17 protein-coding genes and 2 tRNA genes are annotated in these 19,916 nt (G+C 32.6%); 4 read left to right on the forward strand and 15 right to left on the reverse strand.

Annotated elements, in window-relative coordinates:
- Window positions 1-91: 91 nt before the first annotated feature.
- Window positions 92-1,741, forward strand: a complete 1,650-nt coding sequence (gene rho / locus B4A23_RS08865) for a transcription termination factor Rho (protein WP_180905125.1) — start codon at window positions 92-94, stop codon at window positions 1,739-1,741.
- 52 nt (window positions 1,742-1,793) lie between these two features.
- Here the strand turns inward: rho and B4A23_RS08870 are convergent, their stop codons facing one another.
- From B4A23_RS08870 to B4A23_RS08890, 5 genes are all read right to left on the reverse strand, one after another.
- Window positions 1,794-2,327 (reverse strand): hypothetical protein, encoded by a 534-nt coding sequence (locus B4A23_RS08870; protein WP_280062442.1) that lies wholly within the window; start codon window positions 2,325-2,327, stop codon window positions 1,794-1,796.
- A gap of 72 nt (window positions 2,328-2,399) precedes the next feature.
- A tRNA-Leu gene (locus tag B4A23_RS08875) sits at window positions 2,400-2,483 on the reverse strand.
- Window positions 2,484-2,506: 23 nt separating this feature from the next.
- A tRNA-Gly gene (locus B4A23_RS08880) sits at window positions 2,507-2,579 on the reverse strand.
- Window positions 2,580-2,748: 169 nt separating this feature from the next.
- A complete protein-coding gene (locus B4A23_RS08885) occupies window positions 2,749-3,228 on the reverse strand; it encodes a DNA-deoxyinosine glycosylase (RefSeq protein WP_291119118.1) in 480 nt (159 codons plus the stop codon).
- 75 nt (window positions 3,229-3,303) lie between these two features.
- Window positions 3,304-5,220, reverse strand: coding sequence for an ABC-F family ATP-binding cassette domain-containing protein (locus tag B4A23_RS08890; protein WP_291119121.1), 1,917 nt, complete (start codon window positions 5,218-5,220; stop codon window positions 3,304-3,306).
- A 126-nt stretch (window positions 5,221-5,346) separates the two neighbouring features.
- Here B4A23_RS08890 and B4A23_RS08895 point away from each other — a divergent pair, with 126 nt between their 5' ends.
- Complete coding sequence (locus B4A23_RS08895) at window positions 5,347-5,655, forward strand: hypothetical protein (RefSeq protein ID WP_291119124.1); 309 nt, start codon at window positions 5,347-5,349, stop codon at window positions 5,653-5,655.
- 1 nt (window position 5,656) lies between these two features.
- Here the strand turns inward: B4A23_RS08895 and B4A23_RS08900 are convergent, their stop codons facing one another.
- On the reverse strand, window positions 5,657-6,124 hold the full coding sequence (locus B4A23_RS08900) for a hypothetical protein (protein WP_291119127.1): 468 nt from the start codon (window positions 6,122-6,124) through the stop codon (window positions 5,657-5,659).
- A gap of 11 nt (window positions 6,125-6,135) precedes the next feature.
- Window positions 6,136-7,194, reverse strand: coding sequence for an NAD(P)/FAD-dependent oxidoreductase (locus B4A23_RS08905; RefSeq protein ID WP_291119130.1), 1,059 nt, complete (start codon window positions 7,192-7,194; stop codon window positions 6,136-6,138).
- Between the two features lie 328 nt (window positions 7,195-7,522).
- Here B4A23_RS08905 and B4A23_RS08910 point away from each other — a divergent pair, with 328 nt between their 5' ends.
- Complete coding sequence (locus tag B4A23_RS08910) at window positions 7,523-8,320, forward strand: endonuclease/exonuclease/phosphatase family protein (RefSeq protein WP_291119132.1); 798 nt, start codon at window positions 7,523-7,525, stop codon at window positions 8,318-8,320.
- A 115-nt stretch (window positions 8,321-8,435) separates the two neighbouring features.
- Here the strand turns inward: B4A23_RS08910 and B4A23_RS08915 are convergent, their stop codons facing one another.
- The 8 genes from B4A23_RS08915 to B4A23_RS08950 all read right to left on the reverse strand — a co-directional run bounded on the left by B4A23_RS08915 (window position 8,436) and on the right by B4A23_RS08950 (window position 18,285).
- Window positions 8,436-8,819 (reverse strand): hypothetical protein, encoded by a 384-nt coding sequence (locus B4A23_RS08915; protein WP_286484919.1) that lies wholly within the window; start codon window positions 8,817-8,819, stop codon window positions 8,436-8,438.
- A gap of 76 nt (window positions 8,820-8,895) precedes the next feature.
- A complete protein-coding gene (gene gldN, locus B4A23_RS08920; RefSeq protein WP_038332933.1) occupies window positions 8,896-9,798 on the reverse strand; it encodes a gliding motility protein GldN in 903 nt (300 codons plus the stop codon).
- 23 nt (window positions 9,799-9,821) lie between these two features.
- Window positions 9,822-11,390 carry a GldM family protein gene (locus tag B4A23_RS08925; protein ID WP_291119136.1) on the reverse strand — a complete coding sequence of 523 codons (1,569 nt, stop codon included), beginning with the start codon at window positions 11,388-11,390 and terminating at the stop codon, window positions 9,822-9,824.
- Between the two features lie 49 nt (window positions 11,391-11,439).
- Window positions 11,440-12,111, reverse strand: a complete 672-nt coding sequence (gene gldL, locus B4A23_RS08930; protein ID WP_125349619.1) for a gliding motility protein GldL — start codon at window positions 12,109-12,111, stop codon at window positions 11,440-11,442.
- A gap of 36 nt (window positions 12,112-12,147) precedes the next feature.
- Complete coding sequence (gldK, locus tag B4A23_RS08935; protein WP_280045239.1) at window positions 12,148-13,587, reverse strand: gliding motility lipoprotein GldK; 1,440 nt, start codon at window positions 13,585-13,587, stop codon at window positions 12,148-12,150.
- 108 nt (window positions 13,588-13,695) lie between these two features.
- The gene (locus B4A23_RS08940) at window positions 13,696-14,847 is read right to left on the reverse strand and encodes a hypothetical protein (RefSeq protein ID WP_291119144.1); all 1,152 of its coding nucleotides are present in this window, start codon (window positions 14,845-14,847) and stop codon (window positions 13,696-13,698) included.
- Window positions 14,847-17,381 (reverse strand): type I DNA topoisomerase, encoded by a 2,535-nt coding sequence (gene topA / locus B4A23_RS08945; RefSeq protein WP_291119147.1) that lies wholly within the window; start codon window positions 17,379-17,381, stop codon window positions 14,847-14,849. The genes B4A23_RS08940 and topA overlap by 1 nt, the downstream gene beginning before the upstream one ends.
- 85 nt (window positions 17,382-17,466) lie before the next feature.
- Window positions 17,467-18,285, reverse strand: coding sequence for a hypothetical protein (locus B4A23_RS08950; RefSeq protein ID WP_291119150.1), 819 nt, complete (start codon window positions 18,283-18,285; stop codon window positions 17,467-17,469).
- A gap of 125 nt (window positions 18,286-18,410) precedes the next feature.
- Here B4A23_RS08950 and miaB point away from each other — a divergent pair, with 125 nt between their 5' ends.
- Window positions 18,411-19,856 carry a tRNA (N6-isopentenyl adenosine(37)-C2)-methylthiotransferase MiaB gene (gene miaB, locus B4A23_RS08955; protein ID WP_038332917.1) on the forward strand — a complete coding sequence of 482 codons (1,446 nt, stop codon included), beginning with the start codon at window positions 18,411-18,413 and terminating at the stop codon, window positions 19,854-19,856.
- The last annotated feature ends 60 nt before the right edge of the window (window positions 19,857-19,916 follow it).

The following is a 19,916-nucleotide window of genomic DNA, read 5'->3' on the forward strand; positions in this document are numbered from 1 at the left end:
TATACGCTTTATAACAATTCTATTGTTATGATTCCCAATTACTTTATTGAATAAAAAAATATAAACACATTAATACCTTCATTATAGGATTATGTTTGATATCGAAGAATTAAAATCATTCAAATTACCAGATTTACAACAAGTTGCAGAGCAACTGAAAATCGATGGGTATAAGAAATTAAAAAAAGGCGAATTGTTAGACGCTGTTTTAGGTTTTATCAACAACCAACCAAAGGTTGAGGAAAAAGCTGAAACTAAAGCTGATGCAAAACCTGCTAAAAAAGATAAAGCTGAAAATCTACCTACAGAAGAAAAGAAACCGAAACGCAAACGAGTTCAGAATTCAGAAGGAGAAGTTCAACAAAAAGAGGCTGTTGTAGAAGAAGTAAAAACTGAAAAAGTTGAAAATACTTCTACAGAAAAAAAAGAAGAAAATAATCCTCGCGTTAATAAATTTCAGGAACGTGCGAACAAAAGCCAAGATCTGAAAAAGAATAACCAAAATAATCAGAATCAGAAGAAAAATAATCAATCTGATAATCGTAATCAAAACGATCAATCTCAACAAAATAATCACCACAACAATCAAAATCAAAAAAATAAATATCGCGCTGCGAATTATGAATTTGATGGAATTATTGAAACTGAAGGTGTTTTAGAGATTTTACCAGATAATAATTATGGTTTTTTACGTTCATCTGATTTTAATTATTTGTCTTCGCCTGATGATGTGTATGTTTCTCAATCTCAAATTAGATTATTTGGATTAAAAACGGGAGATACAATTACAGGAGAAGTTCGTCCTCCAAAAGAAGGTGAAAAATATTTTCCTTTAATCAAAATCAAAGAAATCAACGGTCGTACGCCAGATTATGTACGTGATCGTATTGCTTTTGAGCATTTAACTCCTCTTTTCCCTAACGAGAAATTCAATTTAAGTAATTCTAAATCTTTATCAAATCGCGTGATTGACTTATTTACACCAATAGGTAAAGGTCAACGTGGAATGATTGTGGCGCCACCAAAAACGGGTAAAACAACGTTATTGAAGGATATTGCGAATGGAATTGCACAAAATCACCCTGAAGTTTATTTGATTGTTTTATTAATCGATGAGCGTCCGGAAGAGGTAACAGATATGAAACGTTCGGTAAACGGAGAGGTTATTGCGTCTACGTTTGATGAGGAAGCAAATCGCCATGTAAAAGTTGCGAATATCGTTTTAGAGAAAGCGAAACGTATGGTAGAATGTGGACACGATGTTGTGATTCTTTTAGATTCTATTACACGTTTGGCACGTGCTTACAACACTGTTTCACCAGCTTCTGGTAAAGTATTGTCGGGTGGTGTTGATGCAAATGCATTGCACAAACCAAAACGTTTCTTTGGAGCGGCTCGTAATATCGAAAATGGAGGTTCCTTAACAATTATTGCAACTGCTTTGATTGATACAGGCTCTAAGATGGATGAAGTTATTTTCGAGGAATTTAAAGGAACAGGAAACATGGAATTACAATTGGATCGTAAGATTTCGAATAAACGTATTTTCCCTGCGATTGATTTAGTAAGTTCTTCTACGCGTAAAGATGATTTGTTATTAGACGACAAAACGCAACAATTGATGTGGGTTCTTCGCAACCACTTATCGGATATGAATCCTGTAGAAGCGATGGAATTCTTACACGATCGTATCAAACATACGCGCTCTAACGAAGAGTTTTTAATCTCTATGAATAAGTAATTTATTACAACTTATAATTTCAAAAACCATCTAAAGTTATTTAGGTGGTTTTTTATTCATTTTTTTCGATTAATATTTTACTAAGTTTTTCAAAATCTCCATCTTGCCCAAAATCTTCTACATTTTTAATAGTACCACGAATAATACTTTGCCTACATTCAAAACATATCTTAGCAATACCTGATATATTTCCTTTATTTTTAAAAATTAAAATATCTCTAAACCAAGGTATACATCCCATAGAATATGAATCAACAACTTTCTTTTCACTAAAAATAGAATTGATTTCATTGTAATATTTTGGTTCTATAGTTTTTTTTAAATATCCTATTTGTAACAACTTTTCTTGAAAATTTTTATCAGATATACCATTAGGTTTATATCCATGAATAATATTGAATTCAAAATTTTCTATTTTTAAAGAATCCTTATCTTCAATTACTTTTATATTTTTAGATAGTTCGATATAGTTAGAATCTAATCTATAATATTCTATATTATCAAATTCAAAATAATTCTTATGATTATTTGATGTACATCCAAAATTAAAAATAAGTACTAATAAGATTAAAATACTTTTATTCATATTAAAAATTTTAAATTTAACTATAAATATAAAATAAAAAAGCCCAAGAAAATAAATTCTTGAGCTTTGTTGTACCTCAGGCGGGACTTGAACCCGCACGTCCTAATGGACACAGGATTTTAAGTCCTGCGTGTCTACCAATTCCACCACCAAGGCATCCACTTCTAAGAAAGAAGTTGAGCGGGAAACGAGACTCGAACTCGCAACATTCAGCTTGGAAGGCTGACGCTCTACCAATTGAGCTATTCCCGCGATTGTGAGTGCAAATATAGAACAGCTTTTTGAATTACAAAACTTTTAGGAAACATTTTTTTCATAATTATTTTACATCAAAAGCTAAGTTTCTCATCATAATATTTTTAAGCACTAAAATAATTTTACTTTTCTTCGATTAAATTATTTTGAACATGAAAAATTCATCTTAAATAATTGCTTTTTTCCAAATTTCAAGCAATCGTTCGTAAGAAAATTGAGCATTTGCTGGACTTGTACTTGGCAAAGAAATATACTCTATGGATGTTTTTTCATCAAAATATTTCCAAAATAATTGCTCTGCTTTCTTTCCATTGAAAATTATTTTCTCGATTGTAGGATGTTCATTCAACAATTCATCAATTTGATTTGGCGAAACATTTTTCATGTCCACATCCATGCTTCCTTTTCGTTCAGCAGAATGTGCAACATCCCAAAGCGCTAACTTATTTTGTAAGATAAGTTGTTTTCTTATTTCATAATCTTCTGAAAATTCTGTCTCGAAAATCTCAAACATCATTTTCCAAAATCGATTACGTGGATGCCCATAATATTGATTAACTTCTAACGATAAATCTCCAGGCAAAGAGCCAAGAATTAATGTTTTTGGTTGTTCTGATATAATTGCAGCAAAAGATTGTTTATGCATTTTGTCTTATTCTAAAAAATAGAATGTACAAAAAAAGTGCTACAAATTGTAGCACTTTTTATTCTATTTCTTTCGTTAGATAATTTGTTCAGAAACCTCCTCCCACTCTAACATTTTCTTATCTAAATCATTTTTCAGATTCGAATATTTATCCAATTCTTGTTGCGTTTGAGAACCTGAATGCAATCTATTTTCTAAATCGGCAATCTTCGTCTCTAAATCAGAAATCTCCGTTTCTATTCTTGACAATCTATTTTTAAGGCGTTTTTGTTCTTTTTCTTCCTCAAAAGATAAAACTCGTTTCGCTTGTTCTATTTTAACCTCAATCGGCTTCTCTTCTTTTGGTGCAGCCAAACTATTCCCTTTCTCCACTTCACGGAAACTTCCCGCTTTAATTTGTGCTAAATAATCATCAATTCCAGAAAGATATTCTTTCACTTGACCATTACGGAAATCGAAAACTTTATCCACTAAACCTTCTAAAAATTCACGGTCGTGAGAAACTAAAATTAATGTTCCTGAATATTTTTGTAAAGCTTTTTTCAACAATTCTTTTGATACAATATCCAAGTGATTTGTCGGCTCATCCATGATTAATACATTGAATGGACGCAACAATAATTTACACAACGCCAAACGATTTCGCTCACCTCCCGAAAGAACCGAAACTTTTTTCTCTACCGCTTCGCCACCAAACATAAATGCTCCTAAATAATCGCGAACATGTTTACGTGTTTCTTCTGTTGCAGAATTTTCTGCTTCTTCCAAAACCGTTAATTTATCATTCAAAACATGTGCTTGATTTTGAGCAAAATATCCGATTTCTACATTATGTCCATGTTTTATTTTACCTGAATGCTCTTGTTCGTTGATAATCGCACGCGATAAAGTCGTTTTTCCTTGACCATTTTGACCAACAAACGCTACTTTTTCTCCACGATTTACATAAAACGAAACATGATCAAAAACTTGGTGGTCACCAAAAGCAACCCCAACATCATCTAACTCGAAAATAATTTTACCTGGCTGAACAGCGTCCACAAAACGGATATTCATCTTTGTAACATCATCATTTTCGATTTCGATGCGATCTATTTTATCTAATTTTTTGATTAATGATTGCGCCATCGAAGCTTTGTTTGCTTTTGCACGGAATTTAGAAATCAAATCTTCCGTGTGCTTAATCATTTGCTCCTGATTTTTCTGCGCTTGTTCTAATTTCTCGCGACGATCTTCACGTAATTCCAAATAACGCGTATAATTCGCCTTGAAATCTGAGATATGACGATTCGCAATTTCGATGGTACGATTGGTTACATTATCCAAAAATTGACGGTCGTGAGAAACCAACACAACAGCCCCAGGATAATCTTTCAAGAAATCTTCTAACCAAACAATCGAATCGATATCCAAATGGTTGGTAGGCTCATCTAAAAGCATTACATCATGTTTTTGCAACAAGAGTTTTGCCAATTCAATTCGCATTCTCCAACCTCCAGAAAACTCTTCTGTTGGACGATGAAAATCTGAATTTTTAAATCCTAAACCAATTAAAATTTGCTCGATTTCAGCATCTTTTGTGTAACCGCCTAAAAGACCGAAACGTTCAGTAAAATGTGAAATATCTTCGATTAATTTTCCGTATTCATCTGATTCGTAATCTGTTCTTTCGGCTAATTCTTTGTTTACAAAATCGATACGCTCCTGAATTTCAACCAATTGCTCAAAAGCAGAATCCGCTTCTTGCCAAACCGTTCTTCCTTGTACAAAATCAATATCTTGCGATAAATATCCGATTGTAACGTCGCCTTCGTAAACAACTTCACCTTCTGAAGATTGCTGACTTTTGGCTAAAATTTTAAGCAAAGTAGATTTTCCTGCTCCATTTTTTCCTACCAAACCAACACGGTTTCCTTTGTTGATGCGGAACGAAACGTTTTCGAATAAATATCTACCCGCAAAATAAACTCCTAAATTTTGTACTAATAACATTTTGCAAAAATACAATGTTTTTTGTTAGATGAAAACTTAACACTTTAAGGTTTTGTAAGATAACTAAAAAAAATAAAAATAAATTCTAGTAATCATGTATATTTATCTAAAAATAAAGAAGTTATTATGAAAATATATATTGCATTATTCTCTTTAGTTATGATGGCGACATCATCATTTTCTCAAAATTACACTTTAAAAATTGATTCTTTGAATAGTAAACAAACAACTAATTTTAATCAATTTAATCGTTTTGTTTATAAAACAAATCTTGAAAAAGATTTAAAACTAATTCCTTCTAACAGAAAAATCGATCTAAACAATCCAAATTTTGGAAAAGTGAATTATGATATTTCTAACCCAAATAAATCGACTGATTTACCAAGTTTTTTCATTCATGGCGTTTCTAACTTAATTGCGAGTTTACTGAAATAAATTAATTCTTAACCTTTATTTTGTAACTGAAAAAAAATAATACAAAACTGATCAGAATCGAAAAAATTGCTGGCACAAAATAAGCTAGAGCAAGATTTTTGGTTGCAATAAAATTAATTGGAAGATTGATTAATCTGAATTGAAAAACTAAAAAACACAATATTACTATCGTTACAGCTATTTTCCAATCGTAATTGCGTTTGTGATTAATCACTGAACATAAAACATATGCCAAAACAATTCCTACAAAACTCAAAATAGTTTTCATTGTAGCTAAATGTTTCAATTTTTCGCTGATTCCGAATTCGTCACTTTTTCTGACCAAAAAAGCAAAATTCTCTTTTCCCATTGAATGAACTAATTCAATCAAATCTAATTCTGCCAAAACGTAAAATTGTTGAATTCCTAAGAATAACAAAACGCTTGCTACGAGTTGAATTGCGAATATTTTTATGTTAAAATTTTTCATTCAAAAATGGTTTAAAATCGATCATAGAAACGTGCAATGTCCGCTTCTTTATCAATCGGTTGATTATTTTCTAAAAAATCGTACAAATCATCCACCATCACAGGCGCCAACATTGTTCCACGCGTTCCCATTCCATTTAGACAAATCAATTGTTGATGCGTTGGATGCGCTCCAATAATCGGACGACGATCGACAACCGTTGGACGAATTGACGCATGTTGTTCCACAACTTCAAAATCATCTTTGAAAAAATTCTGGACACCTTCAACCAAATATTTCTTAGCTTCTTCAGTGTTTTCATAATTCACATGATCGCGATCGTAAGTTGCACCAACAAAATATTGATTATTTTCTAAAGGCATCAAAAATTCTTTTCCTTTCACAACAGCTTCGGGTAAAATTGCATCTGTTTTAATTTTCAACACTTCGCCTTTTACACCAATTACAGGTAATTTTTTGAAATAAGGATTGTTCAAAATATTATAACCTTCAGCAAAAATTATTTTAGTTGCTTCGATATTTTTGTAGTTCGTTTGATTATCATTTAATTTTAATTCTGCGAAATCAAAAGTCTCATCAAGGAACAAATCATTTTCGACTAAATAATCTTTAAAATCAGCCAAAAGATTTGTCAAATCGACACGACCTGTGTGCAAAACTTCACCAGAACCAATAGGAGAATTAATCGAAGAAAAATCATTCAATTGTTCTGTATCTGTTGCTAAATAATCAATCAAATCTGGATGAGTCATCGCTTTTTTCAGCCACGTTTTTTTCTCTTGTTCGTCATTAAAAATTCTATAAACTGGAAAATTGTAGATATATTTTTTGTTTAATAATTGTTCAAAATTACCAAAAACCTCGCGTAATCTTTCGATTTGTTTTGTCGCATTCCAAACAATTGAAAATCGTTTTAGCACAACAGGATTAAAAATTCCAGCAGCAATAGCCGATGCTTTGTGAAAATGATTATCAATTACCACAAAAGATTTATTTTCTTTCAACAATTTCATCGCCATACAACTCCCTGCAACACCTTGACCAACGATGATATATTCTACTTTTTTCAATTTCTAAAATTTGATTACAAAGGTAAATAATGTTTCGGTTTTACTTATCTTTATTCTTAAAATCAACCATTTTATGCAAATATTCTATACCATAATTTCTTGCCTAATTATCCTTTCCGTCATTATTCCATTCATCAAACATACACATTGGACGGTTAGAGTTTTTGATTATCCGCGATTTCAAAAATTTGCTTTGGTAATTGCAACTTGTATTTTATTCATTTTTGTACCAAAAACTTCAATTACAATAAGTCTATTTATTTGCTTAATTTTTACTTCAATTTATTTACTTTGGGTCATTATTCCTTATTCTCTATTTGGTAAAAAAATGATTGAACAAGTATCCTTAAAACCAAATGAAAAACCGCTTGATTTACTTGTTTATAATGTTTTGCAAGACAATACGAAATATCAAAATTTGGTTGAATTAATTAAGAAAAGAAATCCTGATATCATTTTTTTATTAGAAACGAACAACGAATGGATGGAACAAATAAAAGAAGCTACAAACGATTTTGAGTACAAAATAGAAGTTCCGTTAGAAAATACTTATGGATTATTGTTTTACTCTAAATTACCTATAAAATACCAAAAAATTAATTATTTAATCAGCACAGAAATCCCTTCAATCATTGCTGATATCGAATATAATAATCAAATTGTGCGTTTGTATGGTTTACATCCAACTCCACCAGTTCCGCAAGAAAATGAAGAAAGTGCTGAACGCGATGCTGAGATTTTGATTATTGGAAAACAAGCGAAAGAATATGGGAAAGCGTGTATTGTTTTTGGAGATTTGAATGATGTTGCGTGGAGCAGAACAACACGTTTATTTTTGAAAACTTCGCAACTTTTAGATCCTCGTCGTGGTCGTGGAATGTTCAATACTTTTCATGCGCATCATTGGTTCTTACGTTGGCCTTTGGATCATTATTTTTTGAGTTCTCAATTTCGATTAATTGATATGATACGAGAACCAAATATTGGTTCGGATCATTTTCCTATTAGTATTAAAGTTGTTTTACGTAGTGATGATGATTCGGGAGAAATGATATTGGATCAAAAAGAAAAGGTTGAAGTTGAAGAAAAAATAGAGGAAGGAATTGAAAAAGGAGATGCAAATTAGATTTTAGGTTTTAGGTTTTAGGTTTTAGGTTTTAGGTTTTAGGTTTTAGGTTTTAGAAAGTTAAATTCTTATAAATATATAAACAAAAAAATCCAGTCGATTGACTGGATTTTATTTATTTTAATTCTATCATAACCATTCCAAATAATTCGCCTCTTCTTCCGTAAAGAGCTTCGATTGTTTTATCTTTTTTATACTCAAAAGATTTTAATTGACCTACAGAAATATCATTCAAATCTTTCAATTTCATCGATTCAAATTTACCAGAGTTTCTTTTTATCTGCACACTAAGCTCATCAATATTTATCGATGGCTTCTCTCCTTCAAAAGTATTTAATGAATTAATATAAATGCTCTCTACAAACTCTTTTAAAGTCTTTCTATCTGAGCTTTCATCCAATTTTGTTGTTGATTTCTGAAACGATTCTTTAATTCCGTTTTGTTGTCCAAAACTATTAATCGATATTATAAATAATGATAATAATAAAATATTTTTCATGGCTTTTATTTAATTTGAACTAAAGTTATAACAAAAAATCCAGTCAAATGACTGGATTTTTTGTTTTGTATTCTGATTAGTAATTCCACATATCAGCTTCTGACTGAATGATAGAATTTCTAATTTTGTGATGTTCTTCTAATTGACCTTTCGCATCATTTGGAATGTAATCATCAATCATTTTCGTTCCATACATTGTTTGAGCTTTGTAAATAATAGAACTAAATCTACGTGCATTTAACATCTCATCATATGTAATTGCTGAATTTGAATTGCTTGGATTGAATACCGTTGCATTCACCAAAACATTCCGAGCATCTGGATACCAAATCCAGAATAAATCTACAAAAGCTCCGTCAGCAAACTCAGTCCCTAAAGATTGCGCATCAGGTCCCATAATTGCTAAACCTAACAAACGATATTTTAATTCTCCTAAACGACGATCAATGTACCAAAGACCTTTCGTTTTTACCATTTTGATATCGTCAGATTTAATTTTATAATTAAAAATAGCAGCTTCGTCAGGAGTTTCTCCAGCAGCTTTCATATCGTAGTAATACTGTTGTGTATCTTTCTTCTCATTACGAGCCATAATTTGCTCATAACTCATTTTAGTTTGAAAATACTCATCGTCGTAAACTTCTCTAATCTTTTTGCTACGAACTCCGTCAACCAATACATCGTATAAAGATTTAGAATTTTGCACTAACTCATCACCAGATCTATAATAAGGTTGATTTAGACGCTCATTCAAATCAATTACTTCCCATACAACTTTCGACCATAAAACATCTTTATCTTCGATAAAGCCATATTTCATAGGATCTTGAGCCGTACTTACTGTATCTCCAGCTTCATCAACTCTTGTTTTATTTTCGCGGTCTTTTCTTAACTGTTCAGGCGAAACAGCGTTAAGAACATTTTGCGCCATTGTAAGAGTTGAGAAAAAACTCATTAAACCAAACAAAAGATACTTCATATTTTAAATTTTTACTTTTTAAATTATTGTACTTGAATTGCGATAGATGATGCTTCTCCAGTTGCTCCTGAATTTGTACGATATTTAATATCGAAAACACCAATTACATCGCCTTTTTTCGCTTTCGAAATTGCTCCAGCCGCTCCTGACATTTTATTTCCAGAAACACGTACTGTTGCTTGACCTGGTACTCTTACATTGAAAGATGTTACTTCTCCCGAAATTGGGAATAAGAAATCTGGCCAATCTACACGAATTGTTTGTGCTGCAATTCCATTATCTGGAATAGCTGGACTTGTATTTCCTAGAATTACACCACGTGCTGGTGGAACTGGTTTGATACGGAATGTTTCGCGAACTGATAATGTTTTACCAGAACTTGCTCTTGCAGATGCCGTAAACACCACTTCGTTTCCTCCTCCAGGTGTGTAATTCCATTTGTTAGCACCTGCTCCAGAAGGACTTCCAGAAGAAGCGCTTAAACTAACAGGTCCGTTTGCTCCGTTGATTGTAGCTGAAATAGGGTTAGTTACTCCACGGTAAACTACACGCAAATTATCTGCAACGATAGAACCTCCTGTAGGATCTTTTTCAATAATTTCTGCAGCTTTTTTATCTAATGTTTGAGCTACAACTTGATAAGTTGAAGGTGCAATATTAACCGTTTTAGTTTTTCCATTCGATACATAAGTAATGTTACCTGTTAATTGATGCATACCAACTGCAGATGTATTCAACTTAATAGATGCTTTACCATCAACAACAGCAGCAGAACCAACACTTGTAGAAACAGAACCTTTGATCGAATTATCGTAAGCTCCTAAAACTACATTAAGAACAGCTTCGTCACCTACTTTTACAACACCTGGCGATAAGAATAAACCTTGGAATGCATCCAACTCGATTTTTTCTTCTAATTTACCAGATAATAGTGCTCTTACTAAGTTACCTTCTTCTGTACGCGCATCCATTTGCATTTTAGATAAATTCGTTAATGATGCAACCATTGGTTGATCATAGAATCTCTCTTGCATCCAACTTTGTTTTTTAGATTTTGGAGTTGTTCCAAAAAATTCGTTGATACGAGCTTCAGCATTTTTAGCATCAGGACTTTGCTTAGCGAAAGTCATTAAGAAATTTCTGAAACCATCAATTTTGTTTGTAAACTCTTGAGCTTTCTCATTTCCTTTGTCACCTCCTTTTCCTTTAAAGAATAGAGAAACAACAGGCTCTGTATTAGACAATGCATTGTAATCTGTATCTTCTGATCCAGAAATAAAATCTGCGCCAGCTAATTCTTTTTTCAATCCATCGATATAAGCAACAAAATCATTTGTTTGCTTTTTAACTTCTGCAGCCTCAGCTTGAGTTTTTGAATAAGTTGGATCATCCTTCGCTTTTAGATCAATTTGACCATAGAAGGTATCGTTATTTGTTTTCGTTAAAGTCGTTGTTGACTCTAAAGAAGTATTTATCGTTTCGAAAGATCTCAACACCTCACGATCCACGTTCAAAGCCATCATTGCAATGAACACGAGATACATCAGGTTGATCATCTTCTGACGTCCGGTTAGTCTACCACCTCCTGCCATAATAATTTATAGAATTAATGAATAATTAGTTTAATTTATCGTACAATGATTAGTTGTTTTTCATTGCAGAAAGCATACCTCCGTATACTTTGTTTAATGCATTAATATTAGCAGAAAGTTCTTGCATTTCTTTCAAGAATTGCTCTGAACTACCTGAAGATTTTTGCATTTCTTCGATAAATTGTTTATTTAATTCTACTTGTTTTTGGCTATTTACGATTTGTTCAGCATATACAGCATTTAATTGGCTGATATTAGTTGATGCTTTTGCAATTTCGTTGCTATATTGTTCTGTTGAGGCAACAGCTGATGTTGTTGTGTTTAATTCGTTAACAGCTGAACCAAATTTATCTAAAGAACCACGTAATCTTTCGAAAACTTCTTTGTCTAATTTTGCATCTGCTAATACTTTGTCTAACTCAGCAGTTAAATTGTTTCCTGCTGTTGCAACAGCCGCAGTTTTTCTTTGAACTGGCTCTCCATTTAATAATTCTGGATAAGCTTTTTCCCATTCATAGCTTCCTTGAGGTTTATCGAAGAATGCTGAATAAAAGAAAACGAATGCTTCAGCTACTAATCCAATTGTTAAGATTAAATTGGCTGATATTGGTCCTAAATTCGTATGAGTAATTTTACATAATGCCCCGATAATTACTACTGCGGCAAAGAAATTATACAAAAAATTTGTAAGACGTTCTTGTTTTGAAGCTTGTACTGCCATAAGAGTGCTTTTTATTAAATTGTTTTATTAATTAGGTTATTTGGTTTTTCTAAAATTTACTTTTGATCCTTCTGGGAATGATTGAACTGTACGGAATCCGATGAAACTTCTTGCTGAATCTTTGTGTTCCCAATCTCTTGCTGAAGTCATTAATAAGTATCCAACATCTTTCCAAGATCCTCCTCTTACACTTCTATTCACTTCTCCAGACATTGTAATTGACGGATTAAGTGTTGAAGACATTGTATAAGAAGATCTGTTGTAAGGAGAACTTGTCCACTCAGCTACGTTACCAGCCATATCGTAAAGTCCATATCCATTTGCACGGAATGTTTTTACAGGAGCTGTATACATATAACCTGTTTTCTTACCATCGTTGATTTCTAAATAATCTCCACGTTTTGGTTTGAAGTTCGCTAAATAACAACCTCTATCATCTGTCAAGTAAGGTCCTCCCCAAGGATAAGGTGCATTTTCTAAACCACCTTTTGCAGCGTATTCCCACTCAATTTCTGTTGGTAAACGGTAGCTAATTACTTTTACTTGACTTCCTCTTTTCTTTTTATTATTTAATGCTGTGTTATGATATCTTGTACGGAAATCACAAAAAGCAGTTGCTTGATTCCAGTTAATACCTACAACAGGATAATTTGCGTAAGCTTTGTGCCAAAAATAATCTTGGTGCATTGGATCATTGTAAGAATAGTTGAAATCTCTTACCCAAACTGTTGTATCTGGATAGATATTTAAACTAAATTCTTTACGAAAATCTACACGGAAAGTACCACGTTTTTTTGCAGCTGCAGTTTGGTCAACTGTTACATAAGAATAGTTTAATTTACGTGTATCAATACGTCTTTCTCCATTCATACGCTCTTCTGGTGGATAATATAACCCTTCCATAACCTCTGCATAATCTACATCTGGATATTTGTATTTATCCCACTCCAAGCGCTGTTTCCAATTTAATTTCTTTGCATCTAAAGATTGACCATCACGACCTGTATTACTGTTTTTAATATATTCGTCATATGGCGTTCCTTGTCCATCTTGTGAACCAGAAATGTATGCATAATCCCCAATACCTCCAGCTCCATTATTTGGATTCATTGGATCAAAACCTAATGATTCTGCCTTGTTTGCCAAAGCAGTACGAGCGATAGAATCTTTTACATAATTTACAAAATACTGATACTCAGAGTTTGTAATCTCTGTATCATCCATAAAGAAACCTGTAACAGTAACCGTTTTTACTGGAGCATCATTTGTTTTTGTAAAATCGTAATCGGTTTGTCCTAAAACAAACGATCCACTCGGAATCGGAACCATTCCCTTTGGACGAACTGGCGTCCAAGCCGAAGATGTTTTCGAAACTATTTGTCCATCATTTCTATCACTACTCCCTCTGTTCTTCAGCATTTTACATGATGATAAAGAAAGAGATAGCAACAATGCACTTACCAAAATTCTATTCATTCTGTTATAGATTTATTTTTATACAGGTTTTATACTTTTAGTTCTCAATTAATAAGGCTACAAATTAAGGCAATTTATTGATTGATTTTTAAAATTGTTCTTTATTTTTTAATAAAATTTTTTGAAATATTTCCACCACCTATTCGGTATTTCTCCATTCAGGGCTTGTTCATAATCTTTTTCTGAACATGGAATAATTTCAAATTTTCGCTCTCCATCAACAGTGTTATCAACTTCTATCCACAATTGATTGGTTAATATATTTCGATAAAAAATATAATTGTATCCTTCTGTAGGAACAAAAATTTTCTCAAAATATTGTGTATCATCAAAACTTTTTAGCTCTGGACGATGATTTTTCCCATCAATAAAATACCAAATCATCTGCGAAATTAATAGATGATCTAATTTTTTATAATTTTCGATATAATCACAAACGTAAAGTGAAGTCAATTTATTGCTGAAACCTAAATATCTTGTCAACGCACAAATTTCGCGCGAAGAAAATCCATTTGGCGTCATATTTTTTGAAGAAGAGAAATCCGAACCTTGCAAACTCGATAAATTAAGCAAAGCTGCATTAGCATCTCGAGAATAAGGTTCTATTTCTTTTACATTTTCGGAAATTACCCCCAAACGAACAGCATCAAAATTTAACTGATCCAACAAATCTAATTTTTCTTGAGCAACAAAATATGTTTGAAAACCAATATTCGTATAATCCAATAAATTGAAAGGCTCATTCGAAATAATTTTTGTTAAATAATTATTTTCTGTTGTTTGCGCTTCATCTTTACCTAATCGTAATTTATGATCGATTGTTAGGTAATAAACTTTATCAACAATTTCGTCATACGCACGATATTGTTGATAACCTAAACTTGGATTTCCACCCAAAATAACAACGACATATCCATCACGAATTAATCCGTTTGTAACTTCTCTAAAAACTTTTTCGGTTTCCGCTTTATCATCATAATAAACAACATCACCAAAATCGTACAAATCTATCGACCAATTTCCCATTTGCAACTCATACAATTGTGTACGAACTAAGCTAAAATCTACATCTTCGATCAAATCTTTTTGTTTCGAACGAGATTCTGTCACACCAATAATCGCAATTTTATCGTTCGATTTTTCATCGATTTCGATCACATCTTCACGAAATTTTATTGCTTGTCCTAACGCAAAAGAATTACAAGATTTAGCAAAATCTTGTAATTCTTCAGAAACGGGTTTTAAAAAGTCTTTGTACATTACTTTTTAGTCGTTGTTTTTTTAGTTGTCGTTTTCTTCGCAGTTGTCTTTTTTGCTGGCGCTTTTTTAGCCGCAGCTTTCTTTTTAGGTTTTGCTGCTTCTATTAATTTTTCAACCTCAGCCAAAGTCAACGCTTCTGGATTCGTCTCTTTCGATAACTCAACTTTTACTTTTCCTTGAATCAAATTATAACGTCCCCAACGCGCTTTCTCCAAACGAATTTCCTGTTCTGGCCATTCGCGTACCACACGTTCAGATTCTTTACGTTTTTTATCTTCAATCAATTCGATAATATCAGCTTGAGATAAATGATCGAAATCGTATTTTTTCGGAACATTAATAAACCATTCATTCCATTTGATAAATGGTCCAAAACGTCCTTTTCCTTTTGTTACATCATACCCTTCGTATTGTGCAATCGGCGCATCAGCTTTTAATTTCTCTTCAATTAATTCTACTGCACGATCAAATGATAAATCCATTGGATCTTCCTCTTTCGGAATCGAAATATATTTATCATCAAATTTCACATAAGGTCCAAAACGTCCAATATTCACCTCCACTTCGTGTGCTTTATACTCACCTAAAGTTTTTGGTAATTCGAACAATTTCATTGCCTCTTCTAAGGTAATATTATGAATCGATTGATGTTTTTGAAGGCTTGCAAAACGAGGTTTTTCTTCATCTTCTGCTTCACCAATCTGAATCATCGGACCGAAACGTCCAATACGTGCATGCACTTTTTTTCCCGAAACAGGATCAATTCCCAATTCGCGTTCTCCAGTTGCACGATCTGCATTTTCTTGTACATCTTCTACAACATGATGAAATTTCGTGTAAAATTCATCAATCATTTTTGTCCAATTCAATTTACCTTCCGCAATTTCATCAAAACTATTTTCGACACGCGCCGTAAAATCGTAATCCATCACATTCGTAAAATAATCAACCAAGAAATCATTTACCACGATTCCGATATCAGTTGGCATTAATTTGCGACGATCAGCGCCAAAAATTTCTTTTTGTTGAACTTTTTTGATTTGATTATCGATTAACGTTAAGGTATTATATTTTCGTTCTTGACCATCCAATTCACCAACTTCCACATAACCTCTATTTTGGATTGTAGAAATCGTTGGTGCATAAGTTGACGGACGACCAATTCCTAATTCTTCTAATTTTTTCACCAAAGATGCCTCTGTATAACGAGCCGCAGGACGAGAAAAACGTTCAGTACCGTTTATTTCATCTGCTTTCAATTGCTCATTAACTTTCACACTTGGCAATAACACTTTATCATCATCTGCATCTTCGTCGTCAAACGATTCTTGATATACTTTTAAGAAACCATCAAACACAATTACTTCTCCTTTCGCTTGGAAAATAAAGTTGTTTTTATTGTTATCAATATCAATGATAGTTCGCTCCAGTTCTGCATTTGCCATTTGAGAAGCAACTGTACGTTTCCAAATTAATTCGTACAATTTTCGCATTGAATCGTCTGCATTAATCGAGTGATTTTCGAAATGCGTTGGACGAATCGCTTCGTGAGCTTCTTGTGCAGATGAATTTTTATTTTTATATTTTCTTATCTCAACATATTTGTTTCCATAAGCAGATTCTATCTCAGCTTTTACTGCTGTTAATGCATCATCAGATAAATTTACACTATCCGTTCTCATATATGTGATATGTCCAGATTCGTATAATTGTTGTGCAACACGCATCGTTCTCGAAACTGAAAAACCTAATTTACGAGATGCTTCTTGTTGCAAAGTTGATGTTGTAAACGGCGCAGAAGGTGTACGTTTTGCAGGTTTCTTTTGTAAATCATTTACTTTAAAATCTGCTCCAACACACGTTTCTAAGAAATCTTCGGCTTCTTTTAACGTTGAAAATTCTTTTGTTAAAACTGCTTTTAATGTTCTTCCTTCATTCGTTTCGAAAATTGCAATGAATTTATATGACGAAACTGGAACAAAATTTTGAATTTCTTTTTCACGTTCAACAATTAATCGAACAGAAACTGATTGAACACGACCTGCAGATAAACCTGGTTTGATTTTCTTCCATAAAATTGGTGACATTTCGAAACCAACTAATCTGTCCAAAACACGACGAGCTTGTTGCGCATCAACCAAATTTTCGTCAATTTGACGTGGATTTTCTACTGCGCGCTGAATCGCTTTTTTCGTAATTTCATTAAAAACAATACGTTTTGTATCTTTCTTTTCTAATCCTAGAACGTTATACAAATGCCAAGAAATTGCTTCTCCTTCGCGGTCCTCATCGGATGCTAACCAAATTGTTTGGGCTTTCGAAGACAATTTTTTTAGTTTACTTACAACGTCCTTTTTATCAGGTGTTACTTCGTATATTGGCTTATAATGATTCTCGATTTCGATTCCCATTCCTTTCTTTGGTAGATCGACTACGTGACCAAAACTTGATTCCACGATAAAATCATCACCTAAAAAACCTTGAATGGTTTTAGCTTTTGCTGGGGACTCAACAATAACGAGATTTTTAGACATATTGTTTTCTTAAAAAATTTCTGCAAAATTAATAACAAAAAAATGAAGCAGCCAAAAATGATTTTCAACTGCTCCGTATTTTTATCTATTTCATGTAAGGATTATCCTTGTAAATATCTGTTCCGATTTGGTCTATTTCTGATTGTTCATCATCAAAACCAACTACTTCTTTGTATAATACATATATCACAACATATACCAATGGTACAGCTGGAATAATACCTATACAACATAAAATAAGTCCTAATATAATTATACCTACCAACATCCAAAAAACAACAAAGAAGCTTCCGAAGTTTTTGAAAGCTAGTTTCATACTATAATTTAGCGCATCTTTAATATCTGCAGAAGCAAAAATAATTAATGGAACTGCTAACATCCACATTGTAGAAATAATAAAAACTGGTAAAACACATAATGCTAATGCAATATAACTAACGACCTGAACGATTAATGTTACAAGAAAAAGATTTAAGAATTTACCATCTTTATAGTGAATAAAAATATCACTTAATTCAGGATTCTTATTAAAATCATATTTATAAGCCATTGTATAAATACTATATAAAATAGGATATAAAGCAGCAGATAAAATATTAGTTAAAATCATTGAAATAATTGTAGAAGAATTTAAAAGTAATTCTTTATACATTTCCATAACCGCATCAGGATCTCCACTATTAGCTATAGCTTGAATTTCTTCTTCATCAAGCGCAACAGGAAAAACAAGTCCAACTAACATATTAATAATCCATGATGTAATTGCATAAATTATCAATGCTAAAATTGCATAACCCGCAATTCCAGAAAAAATACTCCAAGCTTTTTCAAAAATTTGACCAGCCTTTAATTGAAAGCCATTTGAAAGCTTTTCTTCTATTCTACCTTGTACTCTATTATCCATTTTAAGTGTTTTTTCATTTAGATTTCCTCAAATCTACAAAATGTTAATAAAATGCAAAAGAAAATTTTACTGCCAATATGTCACATAGATTTATTATTTTTGCACGATAAAATATCCATTTTAGAATGCATACAGAAGAAAAACATATAGATGAAGCAAGACAAGGAGAAGCTTTGATGACTGCTCCTACTCGTAATGCAACAAAGAAATTATTCTTAGAAAGTTACGGATGTCAAATGAATTTCTCGGATAGTGAAATTGTTGCATCTATTCTAAATAACGAAGGTTACCAAACCACTCAAAAAGTTGATGAAGCAGATTTAATTCTTTTAAATACTTGTTCAATTCGTGAAAAAGCGGAACAAACAGTTCGTAAACGTTTAGGAACATTAAACGCAATCAAAAAACAAAATCCAAGTCTTAAAATTGGTGTTTTGGGTTGTATGGCGGAACGTTTAAAACATAAATTCTTAGAAGAAGAACATTTAGTTGATATCGTTGTTGGACCAGATGCTTACCGCGATTTACCAAACTTAATCAACGATGTAGAAGATGGTCGTGATGCGGTAAATGTACAATTATCAAAAGAAGAAACGTATGCCGAAATTTCTCCTGTTCGTTTAGGTGGAAATGGCGTTACAGCTTTCGTTACGATTACTCGTGGTTGCGATAACATGTGTACATTCTGTGTTGTACCTTTTACACGTGGTCGTGAGCGTTCTCGTGATCCACACTCAATTTTGAATGAATGTAAAGAATTAGCAGAGTCTGGTTACAAAGAAATTACACTTTTAGGTCAAAATGTCGATTCATATTTATGGTATGGTGGAGGACCAAAAAAGGATTTCAAAAATGCAACTGATATTCAGAAAGCAACTGCTGTAGATTTTGCGCAATTATTAGACATGGTTGCTACGCAGTTTCCTAATATTCGTTTACGTTTTTCAACTTCAAATCCACAAGATATGGAAGAAGGTGTATTGCAAATGATGGCGAAACACAAAAACATTTGTAAATACATTCACTTACCTGTTCAATCGGGTTCTACGACTGTTTTAGAGCGTATGAATCGTCAACATACTCGTGAAGAATATTTCGAATTAATTGATAAAATTCGTCGTATCGTTCCAGATTGTGCTTTATCGCACGATATGATTGCAGGTTTTTGTGGAGAAACAGAAGAAGAACATCAAGATACATTATCGTTAATGGAATATGTGAAATATGATTTCGGTTATATGTTTGCTTATTCTGAGCGTCCTGGAACACCAGCGCACAAAAAAATGCCTGATGATGTTTTACCAGAAGATAAAAAACGTCGTTTACAAGAAATCATCGAAATGCAACAAAAACATTCTGCTGAGCGTATGAATAGTTATGTTGGAAAAACTCATGAAGTTTTGATTGAAGGTAACTCTAAACGTGACGAAAATTTCTGGTATGGACGTAACACACAAAATGCGGTTTTAGTTTTCCCTAAAGTGGAAGGAACTAAAGTTGGTGATTTTGTAAACGTAAAAGCAAATAGCTGTACAACGGCTACTTTGATTGGTGAAATGATTGAAGATTAATTTTTTCAACTTGTTATACTGAACTTATTTCAGTATCATTTTTCAAATCAAAAAACTGAT

It is taken from the genome of Empedobacter sp. UBA7248, from assembly GCF_002472945.1.
Classification (GTDB): domain Bacteria; phylum Bacteroidota; class Bacteroidia; order Flavobacteriales; family Weeksellaceae; genus Empedobacter; species Empedobacter falsenii_C.